Below are 15,851 nucleotides of genomic sequence, written 5' to 3'. Positions count from 1 at the left end.
CAAAGGGAATATCGATTATTCCTGTACAAACATTATTTGAACTTTCTTGCTAAGTAAGAGCGTGGCTTGTCAGGATGAATTTCACGCTGTGCTGCTATCGCTCGGTTCTTACCTAACCCTACTTTGATCTGATACCAAGTTTCGTAGAACACAGCCATTCCGGGGCTTGACCACCAAATCTTGTTGTAGAGCTTCTTGTTAGCAGCGACGACATCTGGCGACCGATTCGCACACTCAAGTGCCAACGCATAGGCTTCAGCGTAAGGATCTTCGGCAATCTTGGTCACCAACCCATATTCTTTAGCGGTTTCACAGTCGATCACTTTGGCCGTCATCGCCATTTCAAGGGTGTGATCTTTACGCATCAGCTCTCTAAAAGCGATAGCGCCTCCCATGTCTGGAATCAGACCCCACTTTGCTTCCAATATAGAGAAGTTCGCATCCGGGCTAGCAATTCTAAAATCACCCCCACTGACCAATTGCAGGCCGCCTCCCCAACAACGACCATGAATCGCAAAAATGACAGGGCATGGAATATCTCGCCAACCCAATGAAAAGCGTTGTGCAGCGTTAGGCAATGTCGGTAGCCATTTAAACAAGAGCTTCATCGCCCCAGATTTACTGGTTAATAGGGACTTAACATCAAGCCCTGAACAAAAATCAGAACCCTCACCTTTTACTATTACGGCACGAATCTCGGTGTTCTTTTTCAGCTGAGTCACCATGTTATTCACGCCTTGAAACATTGCCATATCAATAGCATTGAGCTTATCGGGTCGATTCAACACAACCGTCGCAATTTGGTTTTCATCGATAGAACAAGTAATACGATCGAGGTTTGGCATGGTGGCTACCTTATCAGTGGTCAGACCTTTAGGTTATACATTTTATTAACATATGCCAAACTTGCACATTAAGAAGCGAGACCTGTGTTGCTTAACGTCTTTCCCTTTACACAAACGACATCAACAAAAAAGCAGTGATGGATCGCTCCATTCACTGCTTTTCATCCGTAGCTTTTATCGCCAATGGCTTTGATTGCCAGTAGCTTTGATTAGCAATGGCTTTCGGTCATGAGCAAAACCTATGTTCTTCGAGATTTCAGTAGCAAGAAGATAAAGTAGCTGCCAGCAATAATGGAAACTAACGTCCCTGCCGCAAGCTGCGCTCGGAACACTACCACTTGCCCTAAGCAGTCAGAAAATAGCATATATTCTGGTAACTTAAACCAAAGCGCTGAACATTAAAAAGGCCATTGAAATTCATCATTTCAATGGCCTTCTCGTTCCTACTAGCCAGGCAGCTAGCTAATTACCTAAGCAACTAACTGAGCTGAGACTCTCTCGCTTCTTGACTACTGAAACCACGTAAAATATTAAACAGGGTAATCAGTGTGAACAACATGATGACAAGCGATAGATGCCACGCTTCTCCTAGTCCTAACTGAACCAGCCCCATGCTCACCATTGAAGACACCACCATCTGCCCTCCGCCAGACATCGCAGCAGCCGCGCCAGCGTTCTTCTTATAAGGCAACATCACCAACGCCTGAGCACAAGGTAACGCTATACCATTGCCAAGAATCATCAAGAACTGGCCAAGCATTAAATAAAGTGGCTCAAGTGGACAAAAGAAAAGCCACAACGCCGCAGCCACATGTAATACAGGTGTGCATAACAGAGTTTTCTTGTTGCCCAGCATAGGGCGAATACGGTTACATAAGCTTGTTCCGCCGAGCATGCCTAATGCAGGAATCACCGCCCACATCGCGTATTCATCTGACGTCATGCCAATCTGATTTTGCATGATAAATGGCATCACTGATACGGTGGTGATCATCAAGCTAAAGTTAAGCCAGCCAATACTCGCAAAGCTCATAAAATAACGAGAAGTGAGTAGCTCTTTGTATTGAGAAATCATTTTCTTCGGTGAAGGGATAGCCGAAACCTTAGTGACGGTTTCCTTAAACTTGAACGCCAATACCACCCAAGCCAATGAGACATAGCCAAGTAGTGAGATAAACACCATACTCCAGCCAAAGTGGAAGTTAATAAACCCACCGATAACAGGCGCGATCAAAGGTGTTATAGAGGCAACCATCGCAATATAAGACATAGCCAAAGGCAAGTCTGCGCCGTTGAATCTATCGCGCGTCGAGGCACGAGCAAGTACAGCGCAACAGCCGGTTCCTAGGCCTTGTAGAAATCGCCCCATCACCATATTGGTAAACGAGTGGCTGAAGAAAATGATCATCAATAGTCCCAGCATGGCGATTAATAATCCGCTCAGCAGCACTTTCTTGCGCCCAAGAGCATCGGAAATAGGGCCATAAATAAACTGGGAAGGCCCAAAACCTAATAGGTACACGCTTACCAATAGCTGGGCTTGCTCTAGTGATACATCGAAGTCTTTGGCGATCCAAGGTAGTGATGGAAACACCAGTCCCATACTGAGCTGACCGATACTGATGACCAAGCACGCAAGTAAGATCGATTTAAAATCAAATCCACGACTCATCGTTTAATAGGTCCGTTCGAAGAAAAATCGTGCGTATCTAACTCACAACATAAAAACTGAGAAAATAGCGAAAATGCTGCTGGTGAGTTGTTCATAATGCTCCGACAGGATCAAATAGAGAAAGGCAGAGTAAACATACGTGAGCTTGTATAATCATACAATAGGCGTTCAACTAAATATGTGAATAGTCACTTTTCAGCAACCTCGGCTTTCCGCCTATCGGCCACAAGCGCTAGACTAACACTAGATGCTCATAATCAAGGGACTTCAATGAACACTCATCACCGTATTTTTTCATGTGCTTTGGCGCTGCTTGCCTCAGGTCCTGTAACGTCAGCCTTTGCTTGGCAGGCAGAGAAGATCACCGACGGACTCGTGATCCCTTGGGGACTGGCTTATGTCAACGATAAGTCCATGCTAGTCACAGAAAAATCAGGCGTCATTAAACATGTCGATTTAAAAACTGGCGATCAACACACACTCTTCAGGCTGCCCAATGTATGGGCGAAAGGCCAAGGTGGATTATTAGATATCGCACTTTCCCCTTTTGAAAACGGAAAGTTCTACGTCACTTACAGTAAAGACATCGATGATGAAGGCGTAACAACACTGGCTTCTGCTAATTACAGCAATAATGAAGTCATCAATTGGACAGACGTGTTTGTATCTAAATCTAGAACGGACACCGGACGTCACTTTGGTAGCCGTATCACCTTTGATGATAGCCACCTGTATTTTTCAATCGGCGACCGTGGTGATCGAGACAACGGCCAAGACACCATGACTCACGCCGGATCAATATTACGACTGAATGCCGATGGAAGCACACCAAGCGATAACCCATTCACGGATAACAACAAAGTGCTCAATGAAATTTGGAGCTTTGGCCATCGTAATCCACAAGGTCTGTATTACGATTTCCCGACTCAAAAGCTTTGGTCGATTGAACACGGCCCTCGCGGTGGTGATGAAATTAACCTAATAAAAGCGGGTGCCAACTATGGGTGGCCTGTCACCTCACACGGAAAAGAGTATTGGGGCCCTATCAGCGTTGGCGAATCGGAAACCAAAGATGGTATTGAAGCGCCAAAAAAAGTCTATGTTCCTTCAATCGCTCCGGGCAGTTTGCTTGTTTACCAAGGAGACAAATACCCAGAGCTGAAAGGCAAACTGCTGGCTGGCGCACTAAAACTTACTCACATCAATATTGTGACAGTCAATGAACAAGGTGAGGCAATCGAGGAAGAACGCATTTTAGAGGACTTGGGCGAAAGGGTAAGAGACATCGAAACTTCACCAAACGGAGACATCTTCTTCAGCACTGATAATGGCAACCTGTACCGCTTGAAAAAGTAGCCGAGACCTCGTTCAAGTAAAGGCACTTACCTTACAACGACATTTATAAATATAAGCCGTTAAAAGTGGGCTCAACGCCCAGTTAGCGGCTTTAAATTTGCAAAAATGAATGCGCTAAAACAGTGCATTTACTCCAAATTCGTCATCAATTTCGACCACCTTTTTCACAAAAACTACAACAAATCACCATACAACTGTAACTCCATGATATTTAAGGAATGCAAAGTTTGACTACCCCCAAGTTTCTGCAACCTTTCCCTATGTATTCGATTGACTATCCCCTGATTTGATTTAGACTCGTTCCCGGCTAGAAAGAAAGTTCTTTGTATATAAACATTTCGTTGGATTACTAGTAACCCCGTTGTGTTGTACGCAATAGCAATAAACTTTTCCACGCTATCAGTGCCACAATTGGCTCAAAATAAAAATTTAATTTTAGGATATCATCATGTCTAACACAGTTACTGGTACAGTAAAATGGTTCAACGAAACTAAAGGCTTCGGCTTCATTCAACAAGAAAACGGCCCAGACGTATTCGCACACTTCTCTGCTATCACTGGCGACGGTTTCAAAACTCTTGCTGAAGGCCAAAAAGTTGAGTTCGTAGTATCTCAAGGTCAAAAAGGCCCACAAGCTGACAGCATCAAAGTACTTTAATCTAGTATTTTAAAGCTTTCTAAAAATAGCCAGCCTCTGCTGGCTATTTTTTTACCCGCTATTCAGAGATTTAAGGTAATATTCCCCTTCACTATTTCTACCTAAGACACCCTCTCAATGGCTCTTAAACCGACAATCTACAAGTTTCGTATCTCTTTAACCGATATGAATCGCGACTATTACGACTCTTTCAATCTAACGGTTGCACAACACCCTTCTGAAACAGAACAGCGAATGATGGCTCGAATCATGGCTTTCTGTATCAATGCGTCTCCTGAACTTGAGTTCACTAAAGGGTTGTCTAGCATTGAAGAACCCGATTTATGGCAGAAGTCGTTAGACGATCAAATCCTAGAATGGGTCGATGTGGGCGAACCCGATCCAGAGCGTGTTAAGAAGGCAACTCGCCTATCTAAATCAGTACGCGTATTCAGCTTCAACACTAAATCAAACGTTTGGTGGGAGCAGAACAAAGGTAAATTCGGCTACCTAAAAGCTCAGATCGTTCGTCTAGACAACGATGGTATTGAGCAGCTAGCGGCGATGACACAACGTACGATGGATCTTTCAGTCATGCTGACGGGTAACTCTGCTTTCATTAACAGCGATACTCAATCGGCAGAAGTAACGTGGGAAGAGCTACAGAGTAATGACTGAGCGTCCAACCCCGAATAATTCGCAAACAGCAGCTAGCCAGCTAGAAGAAGCCAAGCAACAAGCCGACGCGCAGCAAGAAATCAAAGCTAAACAACAAGCTAGAACCAAGCTTCACCAGTGTTTAAAAGAAGCAGGTTTAGGTTCAGTCAAAGCGCTCTCGACAGGCTACGAGAAAGAGCTGTCGTCATTTATTGATGAAAACCACGCTTTGTTTAAACACGCTTGCGAGAACAAGCCGGAGAACTCTGCACGTCAGACGTTGCTTGGCTTGCTAACCAAGGAACATATCGATGCAAGCTATCGCTTTGAAAGCAATAAAGAAGCGAATGAGGCGATGCAAAATGTATTCGATAATACAGTGGGAACTGAGCACAGCGACAAGTTTCAAAACTCTAACGCTCAACAGTTAAAACTAGTCACGCATTTGTGGTTGTTCATTCAAGGACGACTAGGAATGGATTACAGCCTAGCCAATGATCACGCAGCTGTAGCCGCTACGCTACTGTCTCGTATATCGAGAAGCAGTGATGATGAGATTCGCGTAGAGTTCATGGCGAGTTTTTACGATGGTTTGAGCATCTATCAAGCCGAGAACAAGCCATCCGGTATTGTTCACCACTTAAAGCGTTTGTTTAACCTTTCTTAAGCACTCCACCAGCGACTGATTCTAGTTACGCTCTATATGCTTTCAACAAACGTTAAGATATAGAGCGTGCTTTTTCTGCTTGGCCGCAACAGATTCCCTATTACGTTCATTCCTCACTTTAGGGAATGGCGAAAGTGAATAAGTCGCTCATTCTTCACTTTAGGGAATAACAGCATTCTCAGCCATTACAGTTGACTTCATTGCAGGCGTAAAAAAGCCCCGCATAAAGCGAGGCTTAGAATATATTTCAATGAACATCAATTTACAGAGGCTAAATTGAATTCATCTAATAATGCAGTGAATCAACGCAGGCCGTGTAAGAACTCGTGGCGCGTTGCTGGGTTTGATCTGAAGATACCGCCCAGAGCTGTTGTTGTCGTTTCGCTAGTCGCGTCCATTACACCGCGTGATTTCACGCAGTAGTGAACCGCATCCATGGTGACAGCAACGTCATCAGTTTCGAGTAGCGTTTGCAGTGCAACAAGGATCTGCTGCGTCATACGCTCTTGAACTTGTGGGCGCTGAGCAAAGAATCGAACAATACGGTTAATCTTTGAAAGACCAATGATTTTTCCACGCGGGATATAAGCGACCGCAGTCTTACCATCAATCGTCACTAAGTGGTGCTCACAAGTACTGGTCACGGTAATGTCTTTTACTCGTACCATCTCACGAACGCCCATCTTGTTTTCGATTACCGTAATTTTAGGGAAATTGGCGTAATCCAAACCAGAGAAAATTTCATCCACGTACATTTTGGCAATACGTTGCGGTGTTTCTTCCAGACTATCGTCCGTAAGATCAAGTTCAAGGAGAGTGAGAATCTCACGCATATGGTGTTCGATTCGTTCCTTTTTCTCTTCTCGGCTAACCTGGTTTGGACTCATTGGTGTCTCTAAACCACGGCTTGCTAGCGCATCTTTAACCAACTTCGCTGATTCGCTAAGACCTGACATTGAACTTCCTCTTTTATTACCCCTTCTGGATGGCAAACAAGGATACTCGGAATTTTGAATAAATACACCCATATTTTAAGGGAGGTCATTATTTACGGGGCTTAAACTGTGCTAGAGTGGCTAGAATTTCGTTGGCGAACCATCATGATTTGATAACTATTGAATCCCTATTGCCAACCGCCAAATCAAAATAATAACGATCAAAGGATTTCAATTATGGGCTGTTGCGACGCTCCGGGCTTGATGCCAATTGAAGAAGCACTAGATAAGCTGCTATCACCAATTCAACCTATTCAAACGACCTTATCACTGCCATTAGCAGAAGCATTGGGTTACGTACTTGCTGAAGATATTCTATCCCCTATTTTCGTCCCTCCTTTTGATAACTCAGCAATGGACGGCTATGCACTGCGCTTAGCAGACCTAGAGAACAGTAAAGTGCTGCCTTTAGCGGGCAAGTCCTTTGCAGGTCAACCTTTTGAAGGTGAATGGCCAGCAAACACCTGTATTCGCATTATGACTGGCGCAAAGATCCCGGAAGGTTGTGACGTCGTAATCATGCAAGAAAACACGGCTGAAACTGACGCTGGCATTGAGATTCAGCAAGACGACATCAAGCTGAACAATAACATTCGCCCTACCGGTGACGACATCAAGCAAGGCGATATCGTTCTTAGCCGTGGCGAACGTTTAACACCTCGTGACATTCCAATGATTGCTTCGCTCGGTGTGAGTCATGTAACTGTGGCACACAAACCTAAAGTCGCTTTCTTCTCTACTGGCGATGAGCTCAAGCCATTAGGTCAGCCTCTTGAAGATGGTCAGATCTACGACAGCAACCGCTACGGTATCAAACCACTGATTGAAGCGTTTGGTTGCGAAGCAATTGACCTAGGTATTATTCCTGATTGCCCTGCAACGCTTAAAGAAACCTTTGTAAAAGCGCAAGAACTGGCAGACGTAGTTGTCACTTCTGGTGGCGTAAGTGTCGGCGAAGCTGATTACACCAAAGACATTCTTGAAGAGCTTGGCGAAATCGGCTTTTGGAAACTAGCAATCAAACCAGGTAAACCATTCGCATTTGGTGAGCTAGACAACGCTTGGTTCTGTGGCCTACCGGGTAACCCAGTATCAGCAATGATGACTATGTATGTGTTAGTTCAGCCTATGCTGGCTAAATTAGCTGGTCACACTGCGTGGACAGCACCAGAATCGATTCCTGCGATCACTAAATCTGCATTCAAAAAAGGCCCAGGCCGTACTGATTATCAACGTGGTATTTACTCGATTGAAAACGGTAAGTTTGTAGTAGAAACAACAGGTAACCAAAGCTCTGGCGCTTTCCGCTCAATGAGCTTAGCAAACTGCTTTGTGGTACTAGAGCGCGAACGTGGCCGTGTTGAAGTCGGTGAAACGGTTCAGATTCAACTGTTTAACTCCACGCTTTACTAACGAGGCTTGCTGATGGAAATACTGTCTGACGCAGAGATGCTTCGCTATAACCGCCAGATCATTCTCAAGCAGTTTGATTTTGAGGGTCAAGAAGCGTTGAAACAGAGCTCGATTTTGGTGTTAGGTGCGGGTGGTTTAGGCTGTGCCTCTGCTCAATACCTTGCGACTGCGGGTATTGGTAAGCTAATGCTGATCGACGACGATGTTGTCGAGCTTTCAAACTTGCAACGACAAGTGCTTCACACCGACGCTGATATTGGTAAGAAGAAAGTCGTTTCAGCCGCTGAATCATTACAGGTGTTAAACCCACACCTTAGAGTTGAAACGGTCGACCACAGACTTGATGACGAGGCACTAGCAAAGCTCATTGAAGCGCATTCGTTAGTACTTGATGCCAGCGACAACGTTGAAACGCGCAATCAACTTAACCGTTTGTGTTACGCCTCAAAAACGCCACTTGTATCGGGCGCTGCGATTCGCATGGAAGGTCAGATTAGCGTCTTCACTTATCAAGATGCTGACGCACCCTGTTACCAGTGTTTAAGCGCTCTATTTGGCAACGCTGCTCTAAGCTGTGTTGAAGCCGGTGTGATGGCACCTGTTGTTGGCATGGTAGGCGCGGCTCAGGCTTTGGAAGCTATCAAGGTTATTGCCAAGTTTGGACAACCAAAGCAAGGCAAACTTTTGATTCTCGATGCCATGTCTCACAGCTGGCGTGAAATGAATTTAATAAAGATGCCTAATTGTTCGGTGTGTGGTAAGTAATAAAAAGAGCCAAAGCCCATTGAGTTGGCTTTGGCTCGTTACCCTAATACGTTGTTAATGATTAGAAGTATATTCAGAAGCGACGTAATCTAGCTCCTTTTGCTCTGCGAGCATCTCAACTACAATTTCAGGTAGTGATGGAACCCCATGAAGAAAACCTTGTTGGTTAAAGCCGCCTAGAGCTTCCAGAAATGCACAGGTGTCTTTATTTTCAACACCCTCATAGATAATACGTGCGTTTTTTACCGAAACGAGCTTCTTAACTTCATCGATTTTTTGCATGTAATCAATGTTATGGCAAAGTCCCCATGTAATGGTTTTATCTATTTTTATCTCACTAATAGGCAGTTTGACAATACGTTCAATATTCGATGCTTCCATCCCAAAGTCATCTATAGAGATCTCAAAACCATTCAACCTTAGCCGTAAAATATTTGCCAACAATTCTTTTTCAATATTGCCTGAAAGCCCCTTTTCAGTCAGCTCTACAACGATAGTATGCTCAATACCTTGCTTATAGATCTCGAGTAGATTATCGACAACAGATTCATCAGTCAGTAAATTAGGATCGATATTAATTGAGAACCTCAACGATTTATCAAGTTCACTGAAGTGGAGATGATAGTCCTGAATGAATTTATTTATCACGATATTGGTAAAAACCTTTTGCTTTCCTAGCTCTTCAATTACTGGCAAAAAATAGCTCGGTGGAAGTAAGGTCCCGTTTTCATCAGACCATCGTGACAACACTTCAAACCCCGAAATAACATTTATATCCGAAACAACTTGCGGCTGATAAACCAGATTGATGGGAAAATCGTCATCGATGATTGTTGCACGGTTACCAAAGCCAAGCTCGCTTTTGGTTATGGTTTCAACTTCAAGTGCTTTATCAACCAACTCACTTATTTGGTTAGCCCAAATAGGCTTTTCTAGTGAAGCGACAACATTTAACTCATAGAGCTTTCCAAGCATACTCACCGAGCTAACAATGGATTTATCCAAACCTGAAATAATGATTATTTTAGACTCAACATTTTGTTGCGACATCATACTCAAGAGTTCAAATCCATCGCCATTGGGCATCATGATGTCCATAATCACCAAATCAAATGATGCGTTTTGCATTTTGCTCATTGCATCGAACGCATTTTCTGCAAACTGTACAGATGTTTTTTTATTAGATAAAGAGACCGCATTTTTAATGACCTCTCTCGATAGTTCAACATCGTCAACAATCAATACTGTGTTATTCATTCTCTTCACCTTTATAGTTTGCAATAATATCCATCCAAGTGCGTTGTGATTTCATTTTCTTTGAATCCAAGTTCATGACCTTCATTGATCTATCGTTACTTCTTACACTTCGATACTCGCAGCCCAATGAAAAAAACAGATCAAAAATCCTTTTGCTTTTCAGTAGTATATAAAGCTCTTTATCTGGATTTAAGCTTTGTAGATACTTGTACGCCTCTCTGCCCATTGTGTCTGTAAATGACGAATAATGAGTGCAGTTAAAAGTAACAACTAAATGTGCTCTATCTTCTTTAGATACTAAGACTTGCTCCAAAAAATCTGCTGCAAGATTATAGTTAGCACTTAATAAGTGTCCGATTAATTGCCCATTAACCGTGACGAGCGTTAACTCTCCAGAATATTGATTTATTATTTTTTCAATAATTACCTTTCTACTCAGATCTAAATCTTCTAAATTACTGAGCATAACGTTATCCTCATATTCAAAGATGACATCAATTAACTTGGTAATCTTCCCAAGAAGGAATGAATTATTTGAGTTAATCACCGTAACTTCTGTTTGGACGTGCATGTTCATATCAATATAACCGTTATTATTAAATTTATTCGTTAACCCTGTGAGAACTGTTTGTGAGTCGTTTGCCTCCCAAACATCAAATATGTTGACTCCAATAAGGTCCAGTAACTCGTTTTGACGTTTTAAGTGGGGAGTTGTTACTCCTCTTTCCCAACGGCTTAGTGTCACAACGTCCAGGTTGTTAAAGTTAGAGTTACTTCTTTGAATCGCATCAACAAAATTAGTTTGAGACAAACCATTATTAACACGAAACGTACGTATAATATTTCCAAACATAGCTTTATTTTCTTATTCGTTATTGTGATTTAGCTTATTTTTAATTAAATACGAACAAAAGCTAAGGGCAAGCTGTGATTGAATAATTTGAAAATGCCCAGCTACTCTCAACACTTATTGGATGATAGTTATTTTCATAACAGTTTGGGCATTATCTTGATGACAATGCCCATAACTCTCAGAAAAACAGATGAAAATAATACATGAAGATCCGAAGATGGCTTACCCTCAGGTTATAGGTAGGAGTATTTAACTAAGTTAGCAAGTACCACCTGATAAAGCGCAATGAAGCTTTAGCTTTAGATCGCTCGGGTTGAGCGGTTTGGTTAGATAACACGAAAAGTATTGGTCCATTCGAGCCTCTTCTTGAATGGTAGCTCGTGCCGTAACGGCAATTATAGGTAACGATGGCTTACGCTTTCCCAACTCAGAAGCAAGCTCAATGCCATCCATAACCGGCATTGAAATATCCGTCAGTACAACATCAAAGTCATGTTCAGAAGCGAGTGCTAAAGCCTCCAAACCATCATTCGCGGTCATGCATTCACAACCTAGCTCGTTTAAGTGGAACTCTAGAATTTCTCGGTTGAACTCAACATCATCAACGATCAAGGCTTTTTTACTTGTGCAGTCTAAGCGCTCTCTAACGTTATATACCTGTTCAGCAACACCGTTAGAACACTCAAGAACATTCATAATTTCTTGAGCTGGGAGTGAGATAACAAAAGTACTACCGGTGCCGAGCACACTCTCAACACGCAACGAACCCTTCATTAACTCTACGATGGTTTTAGTTATCGCCAAGCCCAAGCCAAAACCAAACTGTTGGTCTTCTTGATTAACCTGTTCAAAGCCGTTAAACACCGCATCCAATTTATCTTGGGGAATACCGACTCCAGTATCGCTTACGGAGATATTGAATGCTCTATCGTCGGTTGAAACTTCTATTGTCACCCCTCCCTTGTTTGTAAACTTCAATGCGTTCGAAACTATATTATTGATTGCTTGCTTAATACGAAGCTCATCAATCATCAATGTTGTCGAAGCATCGACATTGCATATAATATCAAGCGACAATTGTTTAGACTCGCTAAGCGGAAAAAACGTATTTTCAATTTCGCGCATCAAACTCATTACGGACAGGCATTTAGGGTTTAATGAATAGCTTGCTGCTTTTACTCTTTCAAAATCCAATAGGTCATTCACAATGCCTAAAATAGTATTGCTCGCACTCGAAATACCGTTCAGCTGATGGCGATATTCGTCAAAGTTTTTGCTATGGCTTAGCATATGTGTATAACCAATAATCGCGTTCAGTGGCGTGCGAACCTCATGGGACACATTTGAAAGCAGCACCGATTTCTGTTTATTGGCCTCACTCGCCTCTTGCGCTGCTATCTCGTACAGCTTCGTTCGCTCTTCAACTTCATATTCAAGCCCTTCAATCAAATTTTGAATCTGGATCCCAGCCTCAGAATAAGCCTTTGAAAGCTGTTCAATTTCGTCTCCATTACTATAAACAGTATGTCTGGATTTATTAAAATCACGCTGCTTTAGATATTTAGCTTGTGCGATCAATTTAGAAATAGGTATCAGCATCTTATTCACCGCGATTGAGTTAATAGCTAAAAACAGACCAAGCAAAAGGATATAAGCAAAGAACAGGCGTTTGATCAACGAGTTATCACCAGATAAAACCAGCTCTTTGGTGGTCGCATAACTGGAACGAATCACATGCTCTGGCGTGACTAAAATCAACCTCCAACCGGTTTGACGGTTCTGAACAAAAGTGACATTGAAAACACCTTTTTCGCCACTTACCACAAAACTACCCAAGTAATGTGACATGATATGGCTTCCGACACTCTTTTGAATTTGTTCATCAAAAACACTTTCAGACATCAATTGGTCGACATTCTGTTGTAGATTCGACGCGATAAGCTTGCCGCTGTCGTCTACTAAGAAATAACGGTATTGGAATTCATCGATCATATTTTCAAAAGTCAGTGAACGAGAAAAATACTCTAAATCTAAATCAAATTTGAGTAACGCGTTATCCCAGTGCTCTGGACGGATATAAATGGCAAACTTAGTGACGTGCCCCACTTTAACTTCTTTCCCTATATAGAAATTCTTGTAGTGGATCATGCGACTAAAATCGACAGAAATAGAGCGGCTTACAATACCATTTTCGGTGATAGAGACTTCTTGGTTGCGTTCAGTGTCAATAAAAAGCACCTTTTTGATAAAAGGCTTACGCTCTGTGTTGATATAAGCCAGTTGTTTATTACGAAGTGCCTCGTTTTTCGATTCATTAACAAAATCATGAGCAAAATCAATCGCTACATGCTCCACTTCCTCAGTGATCAGCTCGACCTCTTTATCAAGGGTTACACTTTGAGCTTTCACAAAGGTAAGTAGAAGCTTTTTGTTATTTCCCGTAATGCTCTCCTTTATCTCTTCAAATTGGTTTTGTGAAGAAACCTGAACGATTTCGATAGCGGAGTACGTAAGCAACACCACAAATAGAACCAGTATTGTTGCGTTGGTGAAAATGATTTTATTTTTAAAAGACACGTTCATATCCTCCAACTTAAGCGTCAAAAAGTTGAATCATGGCGTTAGACACATCCATCAAAATCTTTTTTCCGGCACTTTCATTGATTACCGCGTCGTAGTGCTCCAATTTAAGACAAATTCTTGCAACCTCTGTAGCCCCGCAAGATAACGCAATGCCTTTCACTTTATGGGCGAGCGCTCGATTGGACTCACCTCCTTGAAGAATATCATCATTAACCTTGTGCAAACTTCTAATAGCAATCTGACGAAATCGAACGCCAATATCCGATTGAAAGTTACAACCCGTCGCCATTAAAAATACATTTGTGTCGATGCTATACATACCAATTTCTCCCGCCTTCGTGACCCCCCTTAATTTTGACCGTCTGTTACAAAACTGATATGGCAGATCGAGAATTTAAATAACCGGAATGCCCAATGGCATTGTCTGTTTTTTAACTTGGCTTATGCCATATTCACTGCTGGCTACATTTGGACAATAGATCACACTTTTTATGATTATCGAGTGAAAATAATGGCTCAACTTTTCAGACATACTTTTAGACGCTTGGAACAATTAGGTCGAGTGTCTATAAAACAAATATTTGGCGTAACGGCCTTCTATGTAGATCACGTTTTGCTCGTTCTACATAAAAGTGGGGAGCTGTACCTCAGAGGAACACCGGCACAAAAAGGCTACTTTATTAACAAGGGCTACCCCAAGGTGAATGCGAGCGTACTTGGAGTAAGTCAGAATGCGGATTATTACAAGTTGCCAGCAAACCCTTGGAGCAAGTATTCTTTGACTCTATGTGAAGCAGAAATCGCACTAGAGCAAATAAAGAGATCACGAAGCAGTTATATTTCTGCTCCCGAAAGGCTCAAAGACTTACCCAACATGCGATTCTCAACTGAGCAACTTCTTGAGAAAGCGGGTATAAACTCCATTGAGAAACTCAAAAACCTGGGCACGATTGGTGCTGTAGAGGCTATCCAACAGCATACCCACCATAAACCAACCATCGAGTTAGTTTGGTCGTTAGAGGGTGCAATCCAGGGTATACACCGTTCACAACTGCCGACGAACCTAAAAAATGCATTGCGCACCCAAGCTCAAAGTTATTGTTAGCCTATATTGTTTTAACGAAGCTTAGATTCTTGTTAAATCCAAATGCGGTCAATTTGATGCCGTGGCTATTCCTAGCTACGGCTCATTAGGCTAACCCGCTGTCCTTAAGTGATTTCACTCAAGTTTAACGTCTTTAAATTAGCCTCCCCTTTCATTTGATCGCCCACTCCGTTTTAATTTTCACTGCCAGCCTTTATTTTGGTTTCCTACTATTCCCTCTGCTACAAATTACCATTCAAGTTTTAATGCAACTGAATTTATAACTATTTATTTTACAACCTGCCCTATCGCTACCAAACTAGGCATATCAACACAACACTAATAAAAGGTGCCTAAATATGCGTTCATTAATCTTTATTTCAACAGCAGTATTAGCAACTCTTATCTCTTTTCAGTCGGCGGCCGCAAATGTCACTGTGCGTTGGACAGGGAAAGTACCGACTTCTGACTGCGCTTCAAACCCTATTAGCAATCAAGTCGCGTTCAACTCACAAAGCGAACGTTGTAAGGTTGAACTTAAACAAACTGAAATAACTAATACAAAAACAGCAAATAAAATGGTTTCGTTTGATGTGTAATATGAAAGGAAAACCCATTAAGTAGGCATAATAGCCAGATTAATATTCAACCTGACCTTGCATGTAATCGCAGCAAATAAATAATACGGGTATGATAATTAAACTGGCTGTTTGTTTATGCACTTAATCTTACATAAAGGGTCGCTAAGAATTTCGCTAGCCGACCACCCAACGATAAAACCCATCCAGCTCACACTCAGTGAATTTTTAGTTCTAAAAGAGTTACTCACTCATCAAGGGGAGCATTTAACCAAACACCATCTACTAAAAATGGGATGGCCCAATTCATTCGTCTGTGACAATGCATTGAATATGGTGATCATGTCTTTAAGAAAGAAGCTTCTTAGGCTCGGTGGATGGATAGAAATCAATACCATTTACAAGATAGGTTATAGTTTAAATAAAACTGACAAAATATGTGTTTTGCAGTGAATTTAAACACTCCCGCGCTTTGTTTCCTAATTGGAT

The 15,851-nt window shown here is 42.2% G+C and carries 16 protein-coding genes; 9 read left to right on the top strand and 7 right to left on the bottom strand.

What is annotated here, in order from left to right; translation table 11 throughout:
- Positions 1-32 precede the first annotated feature (32 nt).
- Together AB4486_RS20980 and AB4486_RS20975 are read right to left on the bottom strand one after the other, a co-directional pair.
- Positions 33-845, bottom strand: coding sequence for a crotonase/enoyl-CoA hydratase family protein (locus tag AB4486_RS20980; RefSeq protein ID WP_017066674.1), 813 nt, complete (start codon positions 843-845; stop codon positions 33-35).
- 478 nt (positions 846-1,323) lie between these two features.
- On the bottom strand, positions 1,324-2,517 hold the full coding sequence (locus AB4486_RS20975; protein WP_065583717.1) for a multidrug effflux MFS transporter: 1,194 nt from the start codon (positions 2,515-2,517) through the stop codon (positions 1,324-1,326).
- A gap of 270 nt (positions 2,518-2,787) precedes the next feature.
- Here AB4486_RS20975 and AB4486_RS20970 point away from each other — a divergent pair, with 270 nt between their 5' ends.
- The 4 genes from AB4486_RS20970 to AB4486_RS20955 all read left to right on the top strand — a co-directional run bounded on the left by AB4486_RS20970 (position 2,788) and on the right by AB4486_RS20955 (position 5,834).
- Positions 2,788-3,873 (top strand): PQQ-dependent sugar dehydrogenase, encoded by a 1,086-nt coding sequence (locus AB4486_RS20970; protein WP_372058425.1) that lies wholly within the window; start codon positions 2,788-2,790, stop codon positions 3,871-3,873.
- 448 nt (positions 3,874-4,321) lie between these two features.
- Positions 4,322-4,531: a cold-shock protein gene (locus AB4486_RS20965; protein WP_010430417.1), complete on the top strand. Its 210-nt coding sequence runs from the start codon at positions 4,322-4,324 to the stop codon at positions 4,529-4,531.
- A 117-nt stretch (positions 4,532-4,648) separates the two neighbouring features.
- Complete coding sequence (locus AB4486_RS20960) at positions 4,649-5,188, top strand: YaeQ family protein (RefSeq protein ID WP_017061727.1); 540 nt, start codon at positions 4,649-4,651, stop codon at positions 5,186-5,188.
- On the top strand, positions 5,181-5,834 hold the full coding sequence (locus AB4486_RS20955; RefSeq protein ID WP_240492681.1) for a hypothetical protein: 654 nt from the start codon (positions 5,181-5,183) through the stop codon (positions 5,832-5,834). The genes AB4486_RS20960 and AB4486_RS20955 overlap by 8 nt, the downstream gene beginning before the upstream one ends.
- A 302-nt stretch (positions 5,835-6,136) precedes the next feature.
- Here the strand turns inward: AB4486_RS20955 and folE are convergent, their stop codons facing one another.
- Positions 6,137-6,790: a GTP cyclohydrolase I FolE gene (folE, locus tag AB4486_RS20950; RefSeq protein WP_017061725.1), complete on the bottom strand. Its 654-nt coding sequence runs from the start codon at positions 6,788-6,790 to the stop codon at positions 6,137-6,139.
- A 216-nt stretch (positions 6,791-7,006) separates the two neighbouring features.
- On the opposite strand from folE, the gene moeA reads away from it, so the two are divergent.
- Together moeA and moeB are read left to right on the top strand one after the other, a co-directional pair.
- Complete coding sequence (gene moeA, locus AB4486_RS20945; protein ID WP_102393097.1) at positions 7,007-8,242, top strand: molybdopterin molybdotransferase MoeA; 1,236 nt, start codon at positions 7,007-7,009, stop codon at positions 8,240-8,242.
- Positions 8,243-8,254: 12 nt separating this feature from the next.
- Positions 8,255-9,007 carry a molybdopterin-synthase adenylyltransferase MoeB gene (gene moeB, locus AB4486_RS20940; RefSeq protein ID WP_065583719.1) on the top strand — a complete coding sequence of 251 codons (753 nt, stop codon included), beginning with the start codon at positions 8,255-8,257 and terminating at the stop codon, positions 9,005-9,007.
- 54 nt (positions 9,008-9,061) lie between these two features.
- On the opposite strand, the gene AB4486_RS20935 is transcribed toward moeB, so the two are convergent.
- From AB4486_RS20935 to AB4486_RS20920, 4 genes are all read right to left on the bottom strand, one after another.
- Positions 9,062-10,264 (bottom strand): EAL domain-containing protein, encoded by a 1,203-nt coding sequence (locus AB4486_RS20935; protein WP_017061722.1) that lies wholly within the window; start codon positions 10,262-10,264, stop codon positions 9,062-9,064.
- The gene (locus AB4486_RS20930; protein WP_102333684.1) at positions 10,257-11,117 is read right to left on the bottom strand and encodes a helix-turn-helix transcriptional regulator; all 861 of its coding nucleotides are present in this window, start codon (positions 11,115-11,117) and stop codon (positions 10,257-10,259) included. The genes AB4486_RS20935 and AB4486_RS20930 overlap by 8 nt, the downstream gene beginning before the upstream one ends.
- A 258-nt stretch (positions 11,118-11,375) precedes the next feature.
- Positions 11,376-13,700 carry an ATP-binding protein gene (locus AB4486_RS20925; RefSeq protein ID WP_372058422.1) on the bottom strand — a complete coding sequence of 775 codons (2,325 nt, stop codon included), beginning with the start codon at positions 13,698-13,700 and terminating at the stop codon, positions 11,376-11,378.
- 10 nt (positions 13,701-13,710) lie between these two features.
- Entirely contained in the window at positions 13,711-14,019 is a 309-nt protein-coding gene (locus AB4486_RS20920) for an Hpt domain-containing protein (protein WP_017061719.1), read from the bottom strand.
- A 192-nt stretch (positions 14,020-14,211) separates the two neighbouring features.
- On the opposite strand from AB4486_RS20920, the gene AB4486_RS20915 reads away from it, so the two are divergent.
- The 3 genes from AB4486_RS20915 (at position 14,212) to AB4486_RS20905 (ending at position 15,815) form a co-directional block, all read left to right on the top strand.
- Positions 14,212-14,805, top strand: a complete 594-nt coding sequence (locus AB4486_RS20915; RefSeq protein ID WP_065583723.1) for a TfoX/Sxy family DNA transformation protein — start codon at positions 14,212-14,214, stop codon at positions 14,803-14,805.
- 338 nt (positions 14,806-15,143) lie between these two features.
- Positions 15,144-15,383 (top strand): hypothetical protein, encoded by a 240-nt coding sequence (locus tag AB4486_RS20910; protein ID WP_017061717.1) that lies wholly within the window; start codon positions 15,144-15,146, stop codon positions 15,381-15,383.
- A 117-nt stretch (positions 15,384-15,500) separates the two neighbouring features.
- A complete protein-coding gene (locus AB4486_RS20905; RefSeq protein ID WP_017061716.1) occupies positions 15,501-15,815 on the top strand; it encodes a helix-turn-helix domain-containing protein in 315 nt (104 codons plus the stop codon).
- Positions 15,816-15,851: the final 36 nt, after the last annotated feature.

The sequence above is a fragment of the Vibrio sp. 10N.222.55.C6 genome, from assembly GCF_041473395.1.
Classification (GTDB): domain Bacteria; phylum Pseudomonadota; class Gammaproteobacteria; order Enterobacterales; family Vibrionaceae; genus Vibrio; species Vibrio crassostreae_C.
Note: the sequence above shows the minus strand (reverse complement) of the source record. Positions and strands in the feature narration are given on the sequence as shown.

Coding starts and splice junctions, on each gene's coding strand:
- AB4486_RS20980 (WP_017066674.1), bottom strand. CDS start 845: ATGCCAAACCTCGATCGTATTACTTGTTCTATCGATGAAAACCAAATT.
- AB4486_RS20975 (WP_065583717.1), bottom strand. CDS start 2,517: ATGAGTCGTGGATTTGATTTTAAATCGATCTTACTTGCGTGCTTGGTC.
- AB4486_RS20970 (WP_372058425.1), top strand. CDS start 2,788: ATGAACACTCATCACCGTATTTTTTCATGTGCTTTGGCGCTGCTTGCC.
- AB4486_RS20965 (WP_010430417.1), top strand. CDS start 4,322: ATGTCTAACACAGTTACTGGTACAGTAAAATGGTTCAACGAAACTAAA.
- AB4486_RS20960 (WP_017061727.1), top strand. CDS start 4,649: ATGGCTCTTAAACCGACAATCTACAAGTTTCGTATCTCTTTAACCGAT.
- AB4486_RS20955 (WP_240492681.1), top strand. CDS start 5,181: ATGACTGAGCGTCCAACCCCGAATAATTCGCAAACAGCAGCTAGCCAG.
- folE (WP_017061725.1), bottom strand. CDS start 6,790: ATGTCAGGTCTTAGCGAATCAGCGAAGTTGGTTAAAGATGCGCTAGCA.
- moeA (WP_102393097.1), top strand. CDS start 7,007: ATGGGCTGTTGCGACGCTCCGGGCTTGATGCCAATTGAAGAAGCACTA.
- moeB (WP_065583719.1), top strand. CDS start 8,255: ATGGAAATACTGTCTGACGCAGAGATGCTTCGCTATAACCGCCAGATC.
- AB4486_RS20935 (WP_017061722.1), bottom strand. CDS start 10,264: ATGAATAACACAGTATTGATTGTTGACGATGTTGAACTATCGAGAGAG.
- AB4486_RS20930 (WP_102333684.1), bottom strand. CDS start 11,117: ATGTTTGGAAATATTATACGTACGTTTCGTGTTAATAATGGTTTGTCT.
- AB4486_RS20925 (WP_372058422.1), bottom strand. CDS start 13,700: ATGAACGTGTCTTTTAAAAATAAAATCATTTTCACCAACGCAACAATA.
- AB4486_RS20920 (WP_017061719.1), bottom strand. CDS start 14,019: ATGTATAGCATCGACACAAATGTATTTTTAATGGCGACGGGTTGTAAC.
- AB4486_RS20915 (WP_065583723.1), top strand. CDS start 14,212: ATGGCTCAACTTTTCAGACATACTTTTAGACGCTTGGAACAATTAGGT.
- AB4486_RS20910 (WP_017061717.1), top strand. CDS start 15,144: ATGCGTTCATTAATCTTTATTTCAACAGCAGTATTAGCAACTCTTATC.
- AB4486_RS20905 (WP_017061716.1), top strand. CDS start 15,501: ATGCACTTAATCTTACATAAAGGGTCGCTAAGAATTTCGCTAGCCGAC.